The 15,767-nt window shown below is 65.2% G+C and carries 15 protein-coding genes and 3 pseudogenes; 9 read left to right on the top strand and 9 right to left on the bottom strand.

Annotation, left to right across the window (positions count from 1 at the left end; all coding sequences use genetic code 11):
* Positions 1-21 precede the first annotated feature (21 nt).
* From yddG to AC3WLE_RS10910, 3 genes are all read right to left on the bottom strand, one after another.
* Entirely contained in the window at positions 22-966 is a 945-nt protein-coding gene (yddG, locus tag AC3WLE_RS10920; protein ID WP_492318072.1) for an aromatic amino acid DMT transporter YddG, read from the bottom strand.
* A 282-nt stretch (positions 967-1,248) separates the two neighbouring features.
* Positions 1,249-2,217, bottom strand: a complete 969-nt coding sequence (locus AC3WLE_RS10915) for a tripartite tricarboxylate transporter substrate binding protein (protein ID WP_492351473.1) — start codon at positions 2,215-2,217, stop codon at positions 1,249-1,251.
* A gap of 26 nt (positions 2,218-2,243) precedes the next feature.
* Entirely contained in the window at positions 2,244-3,140 is an 897-nt protein-coding gene (locus tag AC3WLE_RS10910) for a pyridoxal-phosphate dependent enzyme (protein ID WP_492318074.1), read from the bottom strand.
* Positions 3,141-3,517: 377 nt separating this feature from the next.
* Between AC3WLE_RS10910 and AC3WLE_RS10905 the strand changes: the two genes are divergently transcribed.
* Positions 3,518-4,429 (top strand): LysR family transcriptional regulator, encoded by a 912-nt coding sequence (locus tag AC3WLE_RS10905; RefSeq protein ID WP_492318075.1) that lies wholly within the window; start codon positions 3,518-3,520, stop codon positions 4,427-4,429.
* 111 nt (positions 4,430-4,540) lie between these two features.
* On the opposite strand, the gene AC3WLE_RS10900 is transcribed toward AC3WLE_RS10905, so the two are convergent.
* The 3 genes and pseudogenes from AC3WLE_RS10900 to senA all read right to left on the bottom strand — a co-directional run bounded on the left by AC3WLE_RS10900 (position 4,541) and on the right by senA (position 7,689).
* On the bottom strand, positions 4,541-6,001 hold the full coding sequence (locus AC3WLE_RS10900; protein WP_492363575.1) for a PQQ-dependent sugar dehydrogenase: 1,461 nt from the start codon (positions 5,999-6,001) through the stop codon (positions 4,541-4,543).
* A 121-nt stretch (positions 6,002-6,122) separates the two neighbouring features.
* Positions 6,123-6,206 (bottom strand): annotated as a pseudogene (locus AC3WLE_RS10895) (helix-turn-helix domain-containing protein); the annotation flags it as partial.
* A 280-nt stretch (positions 6,207-6,486) separates the two neighbouring features.
* Positions 6,487-7,689, bottom strand: a complete 1,203-nt coding sequence (gene senA, locus AC3WLE_RS10890) for a selenoneine synthase SenA (RefSeq protein WP_492357182.1) — start codon at positions 7,687-7,689, stop codon at positions 6,487-6,489.
* Between senA and senB the strand changes: the two genes are divergently transcribed.
* Genes senB through phnE form a run of 6 tightly spaced genes read left to right on the top strand, consistent with a single transcriptional unit; the run spans position 7,688 to position 13,051 of the window.
* Positions 7,688-8,683 (top strand): selenoneine biosynthesis selenosugar synthase SenB, encoded by a 996-nt coding sequence (senB, locus tag AC3WLE_RS10885; protein ID WP_492357183.1) that lies wholly within the window; start codon positions 7,688-7,690, stop codon positions 8,681-8,683. The two genes, senA and senB, sit on opposite strands and share 2 nt — an antisense overlap.
* On the top strand, positions 8,680-9,753 hold the full coding sequence (gene selD / locus AC3WLE_RS10880) for a selenide, water dikinase SelD (protein ID WP_492318079.1): 1,074 nt from the start codon (positions 8,680-8,682) through the stop codon (positions 9,751-9,753). Before senB ends, selD begins: the two co-directional genes overlap by 4 nt.
* Complete coding sequence (locus AC3WLE_RS10875) at positions 9,737-10,588, top strand: putative selenate ABC transporter substrate-binding protein (RefSeq protein WP_492357184.1); 852 nt, start codon at positions 9,737-9,739, stop codon at positions 10,586-10,588. The genes selD and AC3WLE_RS10875 overlap by 17 nt, the downstream gene beginning before the upstream one ends.
* A 10-nt stretch (positions 10,589-10,598) precedes the next feature.
* On the top strand, positions 10,599-11,441 hold the full coding sequence (locus AC3WLE_RS10870; RefSeq protein ID WP_492318081.1) for a phosphonate ABC transporter ATP-binding protein: 843 nt from the start codon (positions 10,599-10,601) through the stop codon (positions 11,439-11,441).
* Positions 11,438-12,259, top strand: a complete 822-nt coding sequence (locus AC3WLE_RS10865) for a PhnE/PtxC family ABC transporter permease (protein WP_492318082.1) — start codon at positions 11,438-11,440, stop codon at positions 12,257-12,259. The genes AC3WLE_RS10870 and AC3WLE_RS10865 overlap by 4 nt, the downstream gene beginning before the upstream one ends.
* Before the next feature lie 3 nt (positions 12,260-12,262).
* Positions 12,263-13,051, top strand: coding sequence for a phosphonate ABC transporter, permease protein PhnE (gene phnE, locus AC3WLE_RS10860; RefSeq protein ID WP_492318083.1), 789 nt, complete (start codon positions 12,263-12,265; stop codon positions 13,049-13,051).
* Positions 13,052-13,154: 103 nt separating this feature from the next.
* On the opposite strand, the gene AC3WLE_RS10855 is transcribed toward phnE, so the two are convergent.
* The 3 genes and pseudogenes from AC3WLE_RS10855 to AC3WLE_RS10845 all read right to left on the bottom strand — a co-directional run.
* Positions 13,155-14,219 (bottom strand): alpha/beta hydrolase, encoded by a 1,065-nt coding sequence (locus tag AC3WLE_RS10855; protein WP_492357185.1) that lies wholly within the window; start codon positions 14,217-14,219, stop codon positions 13,155-13,157.
* 49 nt (positions 14,220-14,268) lie between these two features.
* A pseudogene (locus AC3WLE_RS10850) lies at positions 14,269-14,466 on the bottom strand (hypothetical protein); the annotation flags it as partial.
* Positions 14,458-14,787: pseudogene (locus AC3WLE_RS10845) on the bottom strand (aldo/keto reductase); the annotation flags it as partial. The pseudogenes AC3WLE_RS10850 and AC3WLE_RS10845, both read right to left, overlap by 9 nt.
* A 290-nt stretch (positions 14,788-15,077) precedes the next feature.
* On the opposite strand from AC3WLE_RS10845, the gene AC3WLE_RS10840 reads away from it, so the two are divergent.
* The gene (locus AC3WLE_RS10840; RefSeq protein WP_492318085.1) at positions 15,078-15,542 is read left to right on the top strand and encodes a YaiI/YqxD family protein; all 465 of its coding nucleotides are present in this window, start codon (positions 15,078-15,080) and stop codon (positions 15,540-15,542) included.
* A 75-nt stretch (positions 15,543-15,617) separates the two neighbouring features.
* Entirely contained in the window at positions 15,618-15,764 is a 147-nt protein-coding gene (locus tag AC3WLE_RS10835) for a BBE domain-containing protein (RefSeq protein WP_492357186.1), read from the top strand.
* Positions 15,765-15,767 lie beyond the last annotated feature (3 nt).

Here is a 15,767-nt window from a genome sequence, read left to right as displayed (position 1 = left end):
AAACAGCGCGGTCGCGCGCACTCACGGTTCCTGGACACGTTGGCGCGACCGCGGTAATTCTGGCGACGGAGGTGCCTTGGAACGTTGCCCACGTGTTGCCAGCCAACAGAGGATCGACCCGGCACATACCATGGATGCGCCCTTCCAGAAGGCGATCGACAGGGGTGTACGCAAGAGCATGGCCGCCAGGGCGGCGGAAAGCACCGGAATGAAGTAGGAAGCGCCAGCAAGGACCGTGACATTGCCATGCAGGATGCCAACATTCCAGGCCGCATAGCCGAACCCCATCGCGGAGGCGGCCAACGCAAGATAAATCACTGCCTGATAGCTGAATTCCATCGTCCCGCTCTCTGTGGCGGAATACTTGATCCACAGCGCCAGCGCTGTCAGCATGAAGAACAGCGTGATGCCATTCCTGCCTTCGGCAATCCGGTTGGTCACAGTGCAATATGCCGCCCAGATCAGGGCACCAAGGAAGGCCAGCCCATAGCTGAGCGGATTGTCCTGGATGTTCTCCGCCATCCCGGCCAAGTCCAAGCCCTGATCCCCGCCAAGCACCCAGCAGATCCCGAGAATGGCGATCAGGAAGCCGGGAATGATCAGCAAGTTGGCCTTCTGCTTGTTGAATGCGATGGCACACAGCATGGTGAAGCTCGGCCACAAGTAGTTGACCATCCCCACCTCAATGGCTTGCCTGCTGCTGTTCGCGTAGCCAATGGACAAGGAAAGACACAGCTCGTAGGAAACGAACAGAATGCTTCCCCAAACCAGATAGCGCCGGGGAAAATCCTGCATTCTGACGAAACCGACTGTCAGCAAGAGCAGGGCCGAGGCGACGGTATAGATCATTGCCGCCCCACCGGTTGCCCCAAGGTTTTCGCTGACACCGCGAATCAGGCCGACAATCGAGCTCCATAACAGAATCGCGATGAGCCCGATGAGAGTTGCTTTGCTCTTGCTTTGCATGACACCTGTTTGCACTTACCAGTCGATCTGAACCATCGGCATTGTAAGGGCACCATGCTCAGCCGCAGCCAACGCGGGTATGGCCCGTCATTTCACCTGCCTGGCGTATTACCGGTCGGATACGTCGATCCAGATGGGAACGAAGTCGAGAAGATGCCGGGGTTTTCACCGCTCCCAGAGCAGGCATTTTCAGCAACTGGGCCAGCCGTCATGTTGTGGCGGTCACGACGCGGGCCGATATAGACTCCCCATGCCAGGATCCAGGCGCTTGTCCAGGTCTAGTCATTCGGGTTGAATGCCAGCCTGCTTAGCCAGATTCGCCCAGCGATCCGTCTCTGCGCGCAGCCGGTCTCCGAGTTGAGCAGGCGAGGACGCCTTGAGGTCGATACCCTGGCTGTCGAGCCGTGCCTTGGTCTGCGGATTCGCCAATGCCGCGCGGACTTCGTCCGCAAGCCTGCTCACGACGGCAGACGGTGCCCGCGCGGGAGCCACCAGGGCCCACCATTGGCTGACCTGCATTCCCGGCAGCCTGGCTTCGGCTGCGGTCGGCACGCCGGGAAGCGAAGGCACGCGCACCGGGCCCGTCACCATCAAGGCCGCGATCTTGCCACCGCCAAGCAGGCTGCTGCCGCTTGCCAGCGTGGCGAAATGGCCTTTGACCAGTTGCGCGGACACATCGGTCAGCGCGGGCGCCGAGCCCCGGTACGGTACGGCATCGACCGGGATGCCCGCCTGTGCTTCAAGCATCTTGGCGGCCAGATGGCTGATCGTGCCGTTCCCGCTGGTGGCAAGCTGCAGCGGCGTTCCTGCCTTGCGTGAGTCCGCAAGGAAGCGCTGGACGTCGCCAGCGCGATAGTGCGTGCTGTCCGCGAACAGGATGAGCGGCGCCTCGCCGAGCAGTGAAACCGGCGTGAAATCGCGCAACACGTCGTATGGCATCTGGCGGAACACTGACGGCGCCACGGTATGAGCCAGCTCGATGACGCCCAGCGTGTAGCCGTCGGGAGCCGACTTTGCCAGGATGTCGGCGCCGATGCGGCCGGAGGCGCCGGCACGATTGTCGACGACCACGGGCTGGCCCATCGATTCGCTCATTCGCTGCGCGACCGCACGGGCCAGCGCATCGGTACTGCCGCCGGCAGCCCAGGGCACGATCAATCGGATCGGCTTTTCAGGGTAGGCGGCCAGGGCCGACGGTACCTGAGCCGCGAGGCCGAATGTGACGGCAGTCAACAGAGAACGCAAGTTCATGGGTGGCTCCGAAAATTGTCTGTAAATCAAGCTTGTCCCGGATCGCGATCGCCGCGTGCAGTCAGCATCAGCATGACTGCTTCCGTTCTGGCGATGCGCCCGTCGGCGCGCAGTGCTTGCGTCGCGGCAAACCCCGCGCCCGCGCACAGCTCGACCCAGAATCCGGCCGCAGCGAGACCGCGGGTGCCATCGCGTGCTGCCGCGTCGTCGATGACAACCGCGCCGCCGCCCGATTGCCTGACGGCGTGGACCTGCTGCGCGGTCACGGTCGAGCCGGCCGTGGAGAATTGCTGGGTCGTGCCCGGGAAGTCCGACTGCTGCGGCGCGCCCGCCAGCACGCGCGACAGCCGCGGGAACGGCTCGATCGCCCAGAGGCGGGGCAGCTTCGAAAGGTGCCCCAGCGCGACCAGGTCCCGTAGCGCGCTATAGATGCCCCACAACAGATCCCCCCGCGCCGTCGGCACCATGACATGGTCGGGGCGGCATCCTTGCGCCACCCACTCCAGTGCGACAGCACGGTAGCCTTCCACACCAAATACCGGGCTACCCACCGCGGGCACGCTGTAGTTGGTCAGCGCAAAGGCTCCCTCTTCCCTGACGCGGCGGCGGACATGCGCCCATCGCGCGTGACCGTTGTCGCAGATGACACGCCGCGCACCGTAGTAACGCAACGCGGCATCGAAAACGGACGGAAGCGCCTGGTAGGTCGCGACTTCGCAGTCCAGTCCCGCGGCGGCGCAATAGGCCGCGGCCGAGACTGCGGCGTTGCCGCTTGACGCCAGCACCACCTCGCTCGCGCCGATATCCAGCGCCCGGCTTACGGCCTGCGCCGACATGCGATCCTTGTGCGAGCCGGTCGGATTTGCGCCTTCATTTTTGATCCAGACGGACGCCACGTCCGCCAGCGACGCCAGGGTTGGCACCGGTACGCATGGCGTGGTGCCCTCCCCCAAAGACACACCTTCCAGGTACGGCTGCCAATGCCCCCATGTATAACTTCCGCTTCTTGGTGCAAAATCCAGTGCGTGGGGCTGGTAGGCAACTTCGAGACTGCTGGGCCGGCCGGCGCTTGCGCAGTTCGGGCACCCTTCCGGCATGTCGCTGACTGGATATTGAGCGTGGCAGGTAATGCATTGCAGGGCATGCATCGCCGGATTGACAAGCGCTTCGGTCGGATGCGGATAGCGGCTGGCGCGCATGATAAAAGCCCAAGTGGTCATGACCCGAGTCTATGTGATGTCACGCCCGGGCAGCGCAGGCATTCCGATTATCGAATTAAGCAAAACTTATAGGATTGGGTATGGGGACAGCCACCGACATCGTGATCAGCGCCCGGCAAATCGAGGTGTTTCGCATGGTCATGCGCCTGGGATCGGCACGCCGGGCCGCCGAAGCCCTGCACATCAGCCAGCCCGCCGTGACACAGATCGTGCTGCAGCTTGAACAGGCAGCGCGGTTAAGGCTGTTCGACCGAAGCAAAGGGCGTATGGTGCCCACGCCCGAGGCGGCGTCCTTGATCGACGAGGTCGAGCGCGTCTATGTCGGCCTCGACGCCGTGCAGCGCAAAATTGATCAGCTGCGTTCCTATGAAGATACGGTCCTGCGCGTCGGCGCCTTGCACGCCATGGCCTCCAGCGTGATGCCGTCATCGGTGGCGGACTTCATCCACAACCACCCCCGCGTTCGCTGCCAGCTGGAGGTCGACAGCTCCAGGGGCTTGCGCGAGCGCCTGCTTCAGCGCGAACTCGACATCGCGTTCATGGGCGACGAGGCGGACACCAGCGGCCTGACCGCGTCCGAGTTCTACGCAGTGCAGGCGGTTTGCGTCGCTCCCGCGACGCATCCTTTCGCGGCGCGCGCGAAAGTCGGCATCGAGGATCTGATCGAGGTTCCGTTGATCGGCCTGGACGCTTCGGATCCTGCGCAACGCCGGCTGGAAGCGTGCTTTTCCGAGTCCGGCATCGAGCCGCGTTTCGTGGCGACAACGCCGTACAGCCACACGCAGTGCTCACTGACCCTGGCCGGTGCTGGCCTTGCGATCACCAATCCATTGGTGGCCCGTAGCTACGTAGCGCTCGGGCTGCGCAGCGTACCGCTCACCGCTCCCGTTCGATTCCGCGCAATCCTGGCATTCCATCCGGCACAAGGCCAGTCGACGGCGGCACAGCAGTTCGTGAGCCTATGCCGGCAGCGGTTGGCCGATTTGCTGTGATGCACGTGCAGCAATGAGGGGCGCGTGCAGGAAAGTGCCATAGCAGCACGTCCGCGGCGGTTCAACGGCCAGGAGCCCCTGCCCGAAGCGCAGTGCTCCTGCGCCCCGCCGTTAAGGCGTGCCGCCCGACACATCGATCCGATACACCCGCCCGCTCGTCGCCGACGTGCCCGGATCGGCCAGCACGTACAGCGCCTGCGCGTCATCCACGCCAAAGGAGAACACACTGCCCGGGATCGTGACGTTCCAGTCGACCTGTTCTGCGACAACCCCGTCGCGATACATGAAGCTCAGCAGCTTGCCCGTGCAAAGGTCGGAATAGAAGTACCGCCCATGCAGCACCGGGTTGGCACTGCCCCGGTACACATAGCCGCCGACGATGGCACAAGCGCCCGCTTCGTGGCCGTATTCGAACACCGGCATGGTCAGCCCGGTCTTGTCGCAAGTGGCCGCACCCACGCAGGCGGTGCCCTCGGTCCGGTTCCAGCCGTAGTTCAGGCCAGCGCTGGTGGCCGGCGCCACGTCGACTTCCTCGCGCTGGTCCTCGCCGACATCGGCGATATACAGCAAGCCGGCGTCGAACGTGAACCGCCACGGATTGCGCAGGCCGAGAGCCCAGATTTCGCCGCGGCTGCCGGACTGGCCGACGAAGGGATTGCCGGCAGGCAAGCCGTAGCCGGATGCGCCGCTGACGTCGATGCGCAGCATCTTGCCGAGCAGCGTTCCCGGGTTCTGGGCGTTGCCCGACGGATCGCCACCGCCACCGCCGTCGCCCGTGCCGATATAGAGCATGCCGTCCGGGCCGAACGCGAGCTGGCCGCCATTATGGTTGGAGAAGGTGCCGTGCGGGATCGACAGCAGCACGGTGCCGGATGCCTCGGCGATATCCGGATTCGCGGCCGATACCTTGTAGCGGGCGATGGTGATGGCCCCATTGGTGTCGGTGTAATAGACGTAGAAGCGGCCGTTGGTCCCATAGTTGGGATCGAACGCCATCGACAGCAGCCCGCGCTCGCCATCGGTCGTCGTCAGCGCGGCGATATTGAGGAACGGCGTAGCGACCAATGCGCCGTTGCGCACGATCCGGATGCGGCCGGCCCGCTCGACCACGAACAGGCGCGGATCGCCGGGGGGCGCGGTCAGGAAGATGGGCTCGGATAACCCGCCGGCAACCTGCGTCAGCGACAACTGCACTGTTTCCGGTGAGCCGTATTCCACGCTTGCCAAAGCACGGCCGCCCGCGGTCACCGCCACGGTCTGCGAAGGCGGCTGCGGCTTGAGGAGCGTGGTGCCAGTCAGCACGCTGGCGGCACTGACGGTATAGCTGCCAGCAGCCAGGTTGGACAGCGTGGTCGACTGGGTCACGGTCTGGCGGAACTGGCCGGGCCCCAATACCGTGATGGCCGCCGACGTCCCGGATGGCAGGCCGGAGATGGAGAGCGTCAGCGTGCCGGTGCCCGCGCCGGTGCTGCCGTCACCGCCCCCGTCTCCCCCGCCCCCTCCGCAAGCTGCGATACCCAGGCAGCAGGCGATGAAGAATCGGCAAAGCGAGTAGCGAAGTGCTTCGGACATGGCGCGCTCCTGTCACGGCATCTGACGGCGTGGCGCAACTGCTTGGGGACGGCTTGGCTAAAGGATGCGCCCGTCCATCCGCTGCAACATGCGCTCAAAGACCTCGAAAAAGCCTACAAGAACACGAGCCAGCGAAGCGGCGCATTTGGCGCTGCTGTTCGCCGGTCGGCATCAGTTTGTACTTGAAGGCCTGGATGCGTTGCATGGCCGGAATTTTACTCTCGGCCGATGAGCAGTGAAACCGATATTCGGCATGGGCGGCAGTGGGACGGCTATCCTGCCCACGCTATCCTTCCCCGCCCTGGAGGGCGAGGGAACGCTGCCACGAGCAACAGCGCGGCGCTCGCCACGAACGTGGTCTGGTAGCCGCTGATATCGAACATGAACTCGCTCGTCGCCACCGCCTGGTTCATCGCTCGATAGCCGGCAATCGTCAGGTCGTTGTCAGCCGCATAGTAGATATCACCTGAAGACGCCCTCCTTCCTCAACCGCAGCAGCGGAATCCGACGAAGAGGTCGCTGCGGTGCGGCAGGTAGAAGTTCCGGTAGCGAGGATGTTGCATGCGGGCATGGGTGGCGAACGATCCGCCGCGAACCGAGCGATGCGTGTGAAACCAGGGGGCGGAATATTCCTGGTAGGGGTCGGGCGAGAACCCTGCATAGGGCACGAAAGGATCTGCCGTCCATTCCCACACGGCGCTACCCCAGCGGATCAGGTCATGCGTTGCCGCATACTCCCATTCGGCTTCCGTGGGCAAGCGCTTGCCGGCCCAGCGGCAATAGGCTTCCGCCTCGTAGGCATTGATATGACACACCGGCTGCTCGAGCGGCAGCGGCACCCACTGCCCGAACCAGCGCAACGCCCATTGCCCCGGGGCGCCGCCGGCTGTCCGGCGCCAGCGCACCGGATGCGCCAGCCTGCTCTGTTGCAGCCATGCGCGTCCGTCGTCGGACCACCATTGACGGTCGCGGTAGCCGCCGGCGGCCACAAACTCCGCAAATGCGGCATTGCTGACGCAAGTGCGATCGATGCGGAACGGGGCGATGGGGACCGGGTGGGACCACTTCTCGTTGTCGAAGACGAACCCGTCGGCCCCGCTGGGCAACCCCATCTGGAACGTGCCGCCGCCCGCGGCTGCCGCGCCGGCGCCTGGCGCAATGGAAGGCATGCCGAGCGGGGCATGCAGCGGATAATCGAGCGTCTGGCGCATATAGGTCAGCGCCTCCGCATGCATGTCTTCGTGGAACAAGGCGAGCCGGAAAAAATAGAGCGCCGCGTCCGTATCGTCCGATGTGGCGAGCCTGGCGCGAACTTGCTCCAGCACGGCGGCTGCGTAGTCGCGAATCTCGGAGAGCCGGGGCAGCGCAAGATGCCATCGGTCCCGGTGGGCGACGCGCATGGAATCGAAGAGGCGGTCGGCGTCCGGCAGCATGGACGGGAGGCTGGCCACCCAGCAGCCGTCCTGGCCGGCACGTGGCTCCCGCAGCACCCATTGCTCCGTGAACCAGGCGATATGGGCATACTCCCACAAAGGCGGATTGATTCCCGCGTCATACGGAACCTGCCATTGGGACGGCGACAGCTCCTCAAGCACGGCCCAGGTGCGCCGGTGCGCATCGGCAAACGCCGCATCCAGCTCGAACTTGTTTATCCTTCTTGCTGCCGCCCCCTCAGAACCTGTCGTCATGCGTCCTCCCAAGGCCACCGTCGCGATTATCAGTCCAGCGCTGCGCAAAGCCAACAATGGCAACTGGCAAACCGCCAATCGCTGGGCCCGGTTCCTGCAGGGGGACTACGATGTCACGCTGGCCGCTGAATGGTCGACGGCCAGCCCGGGCGGCGCCCTGCCCGACTGCCTCATCGCCCTGCACGCCCGACGCTCGGCCGAGTCCATCGCCAGGTTCGCCGAGGCTTGTCCGGATCGTGCGCTGATCGTCGTGCTGACCGGCACCGATCTGTACCGCGACATCCGCACCGATGCATCGGCCCAGCGCTCGCTCGAACTCGCCACCCACCTGGTGGTGCTGCAGGACGAAGGGCTGGCCGAACTGGCGGCCGCGCATCGCGCCCGGTGCCGGGTGATCTACCAGTCTGCCCCGGCATGCGCGCCCGCGGCGCCCCGCCAGAATCACTTCGAGGTCGTGCTGGTCGGCCACATGCGGGCGGAAAAAGACCCGCTGACGCCCATGCGCGCGCTCTCGCTGCTTCCCGACGATTCGCGCGTGCGCCTGATCCACATCGGCGGCGCGCTGGATGACGCCTATCAGCAGGAGGCCCTGGCGCTGGAAGCACGAGCCTGGCCCGGCGTGCGGCGCTATGTCTGGCTGGGAAACCTGCCCCATGACGAAACCCTGCAGCACATCCGGAAAGCACAGGCCATGGTGATCTCCAGCGCCATGGAAGGCGGCGCCAACGTGATCATCGAGGCCGTCGCCAGTGGCGTGCCGGTGCTGGCCAGCCGCATCCCGGGCAACGTCGGCATGCTGGGCCGTGATTACGAAGGCTATTTTCCGTTGGGTGACGCCGCGCAATTGGCACTGGTGCTGGAACGCACCAGCCGGGATGCCGGGTTCCTGGACCGCCTGCGGCAGCAATGCGCAATTCGCGCGCCGCTGTTCGCGCCGGCGCGGGAACGGGCGGAAGTGAGTAAACTTGTCGCCGACGCCTTGAAACCAGAATGACTCGGAGCCCCGCAGTGGACCAGCCAGACAACGCAAAGATCAAGCTCACCGCCTTTTCCCACGGCGGCGGGTGTGGGTGCAAGATCGCCCCCGGTGTGCTTTCTGAAATCCTCAGGAATTCGGTCGGCTTCCCTGCTCCGGCAGCCCTGCTGGTCGGCAAGGAAACCAGCGACGACGCGGCGGTCTACCAGCTCAATGAGAGCCAGGCCCTGATCGCCACCACGGACTTCTTCATGCCGGTGGTGGACGATCCGTACGATTTCGGGCGTATCGCCGCCACCAACGCCATCTCCGACGTCTATGCCATGGGCGGAACCCCGATCATGGCGCTGGCGCTGGTCGGCATGCCCATCGAAAAGCTGCCGCCCGAGGTCATCGGCAAGATCCTCGAAGGCGGCGAATCGATCTGCGCCCAGGCGGGCATCCCGGTCGCGGGCGGCCACACCATCGATTCCCTTGAGCCGATCTACGGGCTGGTGGTCCTTGGTCTGGTGCACCCGAACCGGGTCAAGAAGAACAGCGGCGCCAAGGCGGGCGACAAGCTGATCCTCGGCAAGCCGTTGGGCGTGGGCGTGTTGTCCGCCGCGGTGAAGAAGGACAAGCTCGACGCGGCTGGCTATCAGGAACTGATTGCCTGCACCACCAAACTCAACACGCCCGGCCGACTGCTGGCCGAATTGCCGGCTGTCCACGCGCTGACCGACGTGACCGGCTTCGGCCTGCTCGGCCACCTGCTGGAGCTGTGTCGTGGCGCGGGCGTCGGCGCGCGGCTGGACATGGGGCGGATTCCACTGCTGCCGCGGGTCGAGCGCATGGCCGCCGAAGGGCTGGTGACCGGCGCATCGGGGCGCAACTGGGTCAGCTACGGCAGCGAGGTGGACCTGTCCACGTCGGTCACGCCAAGCCAGCAGGCACTGCTGACCGATCCCCAGACCAGCGGCGGCTTGCTGGTGTCGTGCGCACCGGAAGCCGTGGACGAGATCCTGGAGATCTTTAGCCGGGAAGGCTTCGCAGACGCTGCCGTGATCGGAGAAATGACGCAAGGTGCCGCCCGTGTTGCCGTTGCTTAAGCGCCTTGCCGCGCTGACCCTGCTGGGCTTTGCCGGCCTCGCCAGTGCCCAGGCTGTCCTGAAGGTCTCGGCCATTCCCGACGAGTCCCCCACCGAACTGCAGCGCAAGTTCGCGCCGCTTGGCAACTACCTGGAGAAGGAAACCGGCATGAAGGTGAAGTTCGTGCCCGTCACGGACTACGCTGCGGTGGTCGAAGCGCTGGCCACCGGCAAGATCGACATGGCGTGGCTGGGCGGCTTTACCTATGTGCAGAGCAAGATCCGGACGAAGGGAGCCACCATCCCCATCGTCCAGCGCCAGGAAGATGCCGCGTTCACCAGCAAGTTCATCACCGCCGACAGCGCGATCAAGTCACTGGCCAACCTCAAAGGCCACACCTTCGTCTTCGGCGCGCCGTCCTCTACCTCCGGCCACCTGATGCCACGGCACTTCCTGCTGCAGGCGGGCATCGACCCGGACAAGGACTTCAAGACGGTCGCCTATTCGGGCGCCCACGATGCGACGGTGGCTTTTGTGCAGGCCGGCAGGGCCGACGCCGGCGTGCTCAATGCCTCGGTGTGGGACAAGCTGGTGGAGCAACGCAAGGTGGATCTCGCCAAGGTCAGGGTATTTGCTGTCACACCGCCCTACTACGACTACAACTGGACCGTGCGCGGCGGGCTCGATCCGGCCTTGCGCAAGAAGCTGACCGAAGCGTTCCTGCGGCTTGACCCGGCCAATCCCGAGCACCGGGAGATCATGGCATTGCAGCGGACCGCCAAGTACATTCCCACCCGGCCGGAAAACTACGACGGCATCGAGGCCGCAGCCCGGGCCGCGGGCCTGATCCAGTGATGCCGGTCTGATGAGCTTCCGCCTGGACGCCGCCAGCATCAGCTACGCCAACGGACAGCGTGCGCTCAGCCAGATCACGCTGGCGGCCGGCCGCGGCGAGCCCATCGCCGTCATCGGTCCGTCGGGAGCCGGCAAGACCTCCTTGCTGCGCTTGCTGGCAACGTCGCTGCGGCCAAGCGAGGGCCGTGTGGAGGTGCTGGAGCAAAGCCCCTGGGCGGTGTCCGCCGCACGCCTGCGGCAGTTGCGCTGCCGCATCGGCATGGTGCACCAGGCGCCGCCGATGCCGCCGCGCCAGCGCGTGATCACCGCCATCCTTGCCGGCCGCCTGGGCATCTGGCCCGCCTGGAAATCCTTGCTGTCGCTGGTCTATCCGGCAGACATCGATGGTGCCGGCGAACAGCTCGCCCGCCTTGAGCTGGCCGACCGCCTGTTCGACCGCTGCGACCAGCTCTCGGGCGGCCAACTGCAGCGCGTGGGCGTCGCCCGCGTGCTTTACCAGCGCCCGGATCTGATCCTGGCGGACGAGCCGGTCTCGGCGATGGACCCGGTGCTGGCCAACCTCACCCTGGGCGAGCTGCGCAAGGAAGCGGATACACGCGCCGTGCCCCTGGTCGCCAGCCTGCACGCAGTGGACCTGGCGCTGCGCTGGTTTCCCCGCATCGTCGGCCTGAAGGCGGGCGAGATCGCCTTCGACCTGCCGGCCGAGCGCGTCACCGACGCGCTGCTGCGCGAACTCTATGCCTCCGAAAGCGCATCGCCACCGGTACAGGGCAGCCAGGCCCTGATGAGCATCGCGGCGGGTGCGAGCGCCGCCATCGGTGGCGATACCCGACCCAGGCCTGCGTGCCGATGACCGCCCACCCGCGCGATCCCCAGGCGCTGCGGCGCGCCAGCGGCCTGGTGGTCGCGCTGCTTCTGCTGTGGCCATTGTTGCAGCTGTCCCGGTTCAGCCCTTCAGCCTTGTTCGACACCGGAAACCTCAAGGTGATGGGCGCCTTCGTGCGCAACTTCCTTCCCCCCGAGGTTTCGCCCGGATTCCTCGGGCTTGTGGTCAACGCCACGCTGGAAACGCTGGCGATCGCCACCGCTGGCATTGCGCTCGCCTTTGTGATCGCAACACCTCTGGCCGTGGCCTTGACGGGCAGCCTGTCGGTGTCGCGCATCGGCCCCGGCCGGGGACGCAAGCCGCGCATGGCGGTGCGCGCTGGCGTGCGCGCCCTGGTGCTGCTGCTGCGCGGGGTGCCGGAGCTGGTGTGGGCACTGGTCTTCGTGCGGGCCCTCGGCCTGGGGGCGGCGGCGGGCGTGCTCGCTCTGGCCATCACCTATGGCGGCATGCTGGCAAAGGTCTATGCGGAAATCCTCGAATCCAGCGACAAACGCGCCGTGGATGCCCTGCTTGGCAGCGGCAGCGGGCGCCTGGCGGCACTGTTCTATGGGCTGCTTCCCCATGCCGCGCAGGAGCTGGTCTCGTACACCGTCTACCGCTGGGAATGTGCCATCCGGGCTTCCGTGGTCATGGGCTTCGTTGGCGCCGGCGGACTTGGGCAGTTGATGGACCAGGCCATGAAACTGCTCAACGGCGGGGAAGCCGCGACCATCCTGCTAGTGTTCCTGCTGCTGGTCCTGCTGGCGGACGCGCTCAGCGCGCACCTGCGCAAGCTGCTCGACTGAATCATGGCGCACAAGGTCAAGGCCGCTCAATTCTGCATGCGCTGCCTGCTCACCCTGATCGCGGTGGCCGCCGCGGTTTCGGGCAGCTTCGCGTATCTGTCGCTCGATCTGGGCCAGCTTTTTTCCGCGGACGCTGCAGCCGAGATGGCGCGCTTCCTGCTGACGTTCTTCCCGCCGCAGCTGTCACCCGCCTTTCTGGCCAGAACCGCTGGCAGCATGCTCGAAACGCTCGCGGTTTCCGCGGTGGGCACGCTGTGTGCGGCGGTGCTGGGCTTTGGCCTGGCACTACCGGCTTCCGGGCTCTACGGCGATGCGCTGCGCGCGTTGTCGCGCTTGCTACTGAACCTGTTGCGCTCGATCCCCGAGCTGGTATGGGCTGCGCTGACCGTGCTCGCAGTCGGCCTTGGACCGTTTGCCGGCACCCTCGCCCTGGCACTGCATACCGCGGGCGTGCTCGGGCGCCTGTTCGCCGAGGCGCTGGAGAATGCGCCGCGCGCACCCGCCCGCGCGCTGATGGAAGGGGGCACTCCTGCCGCGCTGGTCTTCATGTACGGGACGCTGCCGTGCGTATGGCCCCAGTTCCTGGCCTACATCCTGTACCGCTGGGAAACGAATATCCGCGTGGCGGCAATCCTTGGCTTTGTCGGCGCCGGCGGACTTGGGCAGATGCTGTATTTCGAGCTGTCCCTGTTCCATCTGCCCCAGGCTTGCACGGTGATCATCGCCATGCTTGCCCTGGCCGCCGTGGTCGACACAGCCAGCGCGATCATGAGGGGTGGCCGGCATGCGTGAAGAGGCGCCGGCGGCGCTTGCGGTTACTTCCTACGTCCAGGAACCCATGCCGCTCGCGCCAGGGAAAATTGCCAGCTATAAGCTATTGGATTGACTGCTCTATTTAGTCGAGCCCCTTCTCCGACAGGAACGCCTGCATCAGATCTGCCACCTGCAGGTTGTTCAAGTCCGAAAACGGAAAATGCGTGTTCCCGCGTACCCCGAGGTCCGGCAAGTGAACCAGCCTGGCGTCGCCGCCATGGCGATTGACGGCGTCGACCCACAGCTTCGCCATCGCCAGCCGCACGCGCCAGTTGTCCAGCCCCGGGGCCGCGCCAGGCCGGGTCGGGATGTTGTCGCCGTAGAAGAGCACGATCGGAATGCGCGTGAGCGACTTGAATTGCGCCATCGTCACCGCCACGCCGGCCAAGGGTCCGGTGAGGCTTGGCATTGCAGCAGGCACCTCCCCTTCCGGAAACACGAAGCCGCTGCCAGGTTCGTAAGACACCACGGCGCGGATGGCCGGGTTGCGCATGACCGCTTGCCATCCCAGCCCGCCGCTGTAGGAATGCGTGACCAGGATGCCGGGGCCGATACGGTGGAAGAGCGCCGATACGGCATCGACCGCCACCTGGTTATCCAACGGCCCGGTATCCGGCACCATTTGCCTGAAGAACTGGTTCAGTGCCTCCGGATCCTTCGAGAACTGCACGCCGCGGTAAAAGTCCGGCCATGCGCCCAGGCGGAACATATTGAACCAGCGTTGTTCATCCGGTTCGGCGGCGATTCGCGCGGCGACGGTGCTTCGGCCCGCGCCGCCCCGGCGCGGTTGGTCCAGCAGATACACCGGAAAGCGGCGGCGCAGGAAGATGGTCTGGAATCCTTCGCGACCGTCGGGGGTGGTCTCCCACGTCTTCGAAAACTCGCCAAATCCGTGCCACATCACCAGGGGCAGCTTGCGCGGGTTCACGGGGATCTGGTAAGCCACGCGCGCATGGTCACCATGGAGCGTCTGTCCGTCAGGACCAGCCTTACCCAGTTCATAGATACCCGGGCTACGCACGACAGTGCCGCCGACCGCGAAGCTGCCCTGGGCCTGGAGCACGAGCGGCGCGGAGAGAGCGTTGCCGCCGAAGACCGCTGTGCAGATGAGTGGCAAGGCAAGAAGAACACGAAAATCAAGAAGCATGTCAGCACCCTCAGAGCCCGAGCGGTGGCTCGCTGATACCCGCGTATGGCTATAGCTGAAAAGGCAGGCCGCGCTGCCGCTTGCCGGTCAGCCGCGCGATGGCATTCGCGAACGCCGGCGCAAGCGGTGGCAGACCTGGTTCACCCATGCCGGTCGGCGCATCGGCACTGGGCACGATGTGCACGTCGAAGGCAGGCATGTCGGTAATGCGGGCGACCGTAAAGTCGCCGAAATTGCCCTGCTCGAGGGAAGTTTCCACCACGGAGCGAATGCGCTCGGGGCGGCTGTCCATGCCTTTGGTGGCATCGCCGTCCTTGAAGCCAAACTTGGTGGCGATGACAACCTGATCCCGAATCGGCTGCAAGGCTTCGCCAACCATTTCCTCGTTCAGGGCACCGTAGGCTTCGGCGGTATCGAAGAAGGTCACCCCGCGCTCGAAAGCGTCGCGGATCATCTGGACCGCCGCCGCACGTTCCAGTCCGGGGCCGTAACCAGAACTCAGCCCCATGCAGCCGAAGCCCAGGGCAGAAACTTCCAGGCCAGAACGGCCGAGTTGTCGCTTGTGCATGGTGGTCTCCCGTCCAATTGGTCCGATACCCGGGACTGTAAAGATCACTGTCTCAACCAACTAGGCCATTCCCGCTTGCATCAGTTACAAGAAAAACTTGATAATCGGCTTCCAAGCCGGGAGATTGCCATGCCGGTCAACGAATTCAGGGCGATCGCCATGTTCGCCAAGGCGGTCGAGTTGGGCAGCATCCGACGCGCCGCCCAGGTGACCAGGCGTTGGCCGAATAACAAGCGAACGGGACGCGCAGGCAGTAATATGAGCGCTCCTCCCCCATTGGAAGTATCGCGATGCAAGTACTGGTTGACGCGGACGCCTGCCCGGTTGTCGTCAAGGAAATGCTGTACCGGGCCGCACAACGTGTCGAAGTGTGCGTCACGCTGGTTGCCAACCAGTACATGCGCACGCCGCCTTCGCGCTTTATCAAGTCACTGCAAGTGCCTGCGGGCTTCGACGTCGCCGATGACCGTATCGTCGAGCTGGTCAGCAGCGGGGACCTTGTGATCACGGCGGACATCGTGCTTGCCGCCGCCGCCCTTGACAAGGGCGCCTTTGTGCTCGACCCGCGAGGAAGCTGGTTCAGCCGTGAGAACATCCAGGAGCGCCTGACGATGCGCGAGGTGATGGAACAACTCCGCAGTTCAGGCGTTGATACCGGCGGGCCGGCACCGTACGCCCAGCAGGACAGCAAGGCGTTCGCTGGCCAATTGGACCGCTTCCTGGCACGCCATGCGCCGCCGGGTGCGGTCGCCTGAGGCGTGGTGGCTACAGCAATGCAGTGGTGAGCCGACTTTGGGTTCAAGGTGGCAACACGCCTTGCGCGTTCTACCATGCGTTTGCGAGCCAGGCGCCGGACGGACAGGGTACGGGCCGCCTATGGGGAGAACTACCAAAGGCTCGTCGAGATCAAGAACAAATACGACCCGGCCAACTTCTTTCGTCCGCACCAGAATGTTCGGCCCGGGCCGGTGGCTTAAGAG

The organism is Cupriavidus sp. FW306-1B-F12B (genome assembly GCF_058781795.1).
This window is presented reverse-complemented; position numbering and strand designations above follow the sequence as displayed.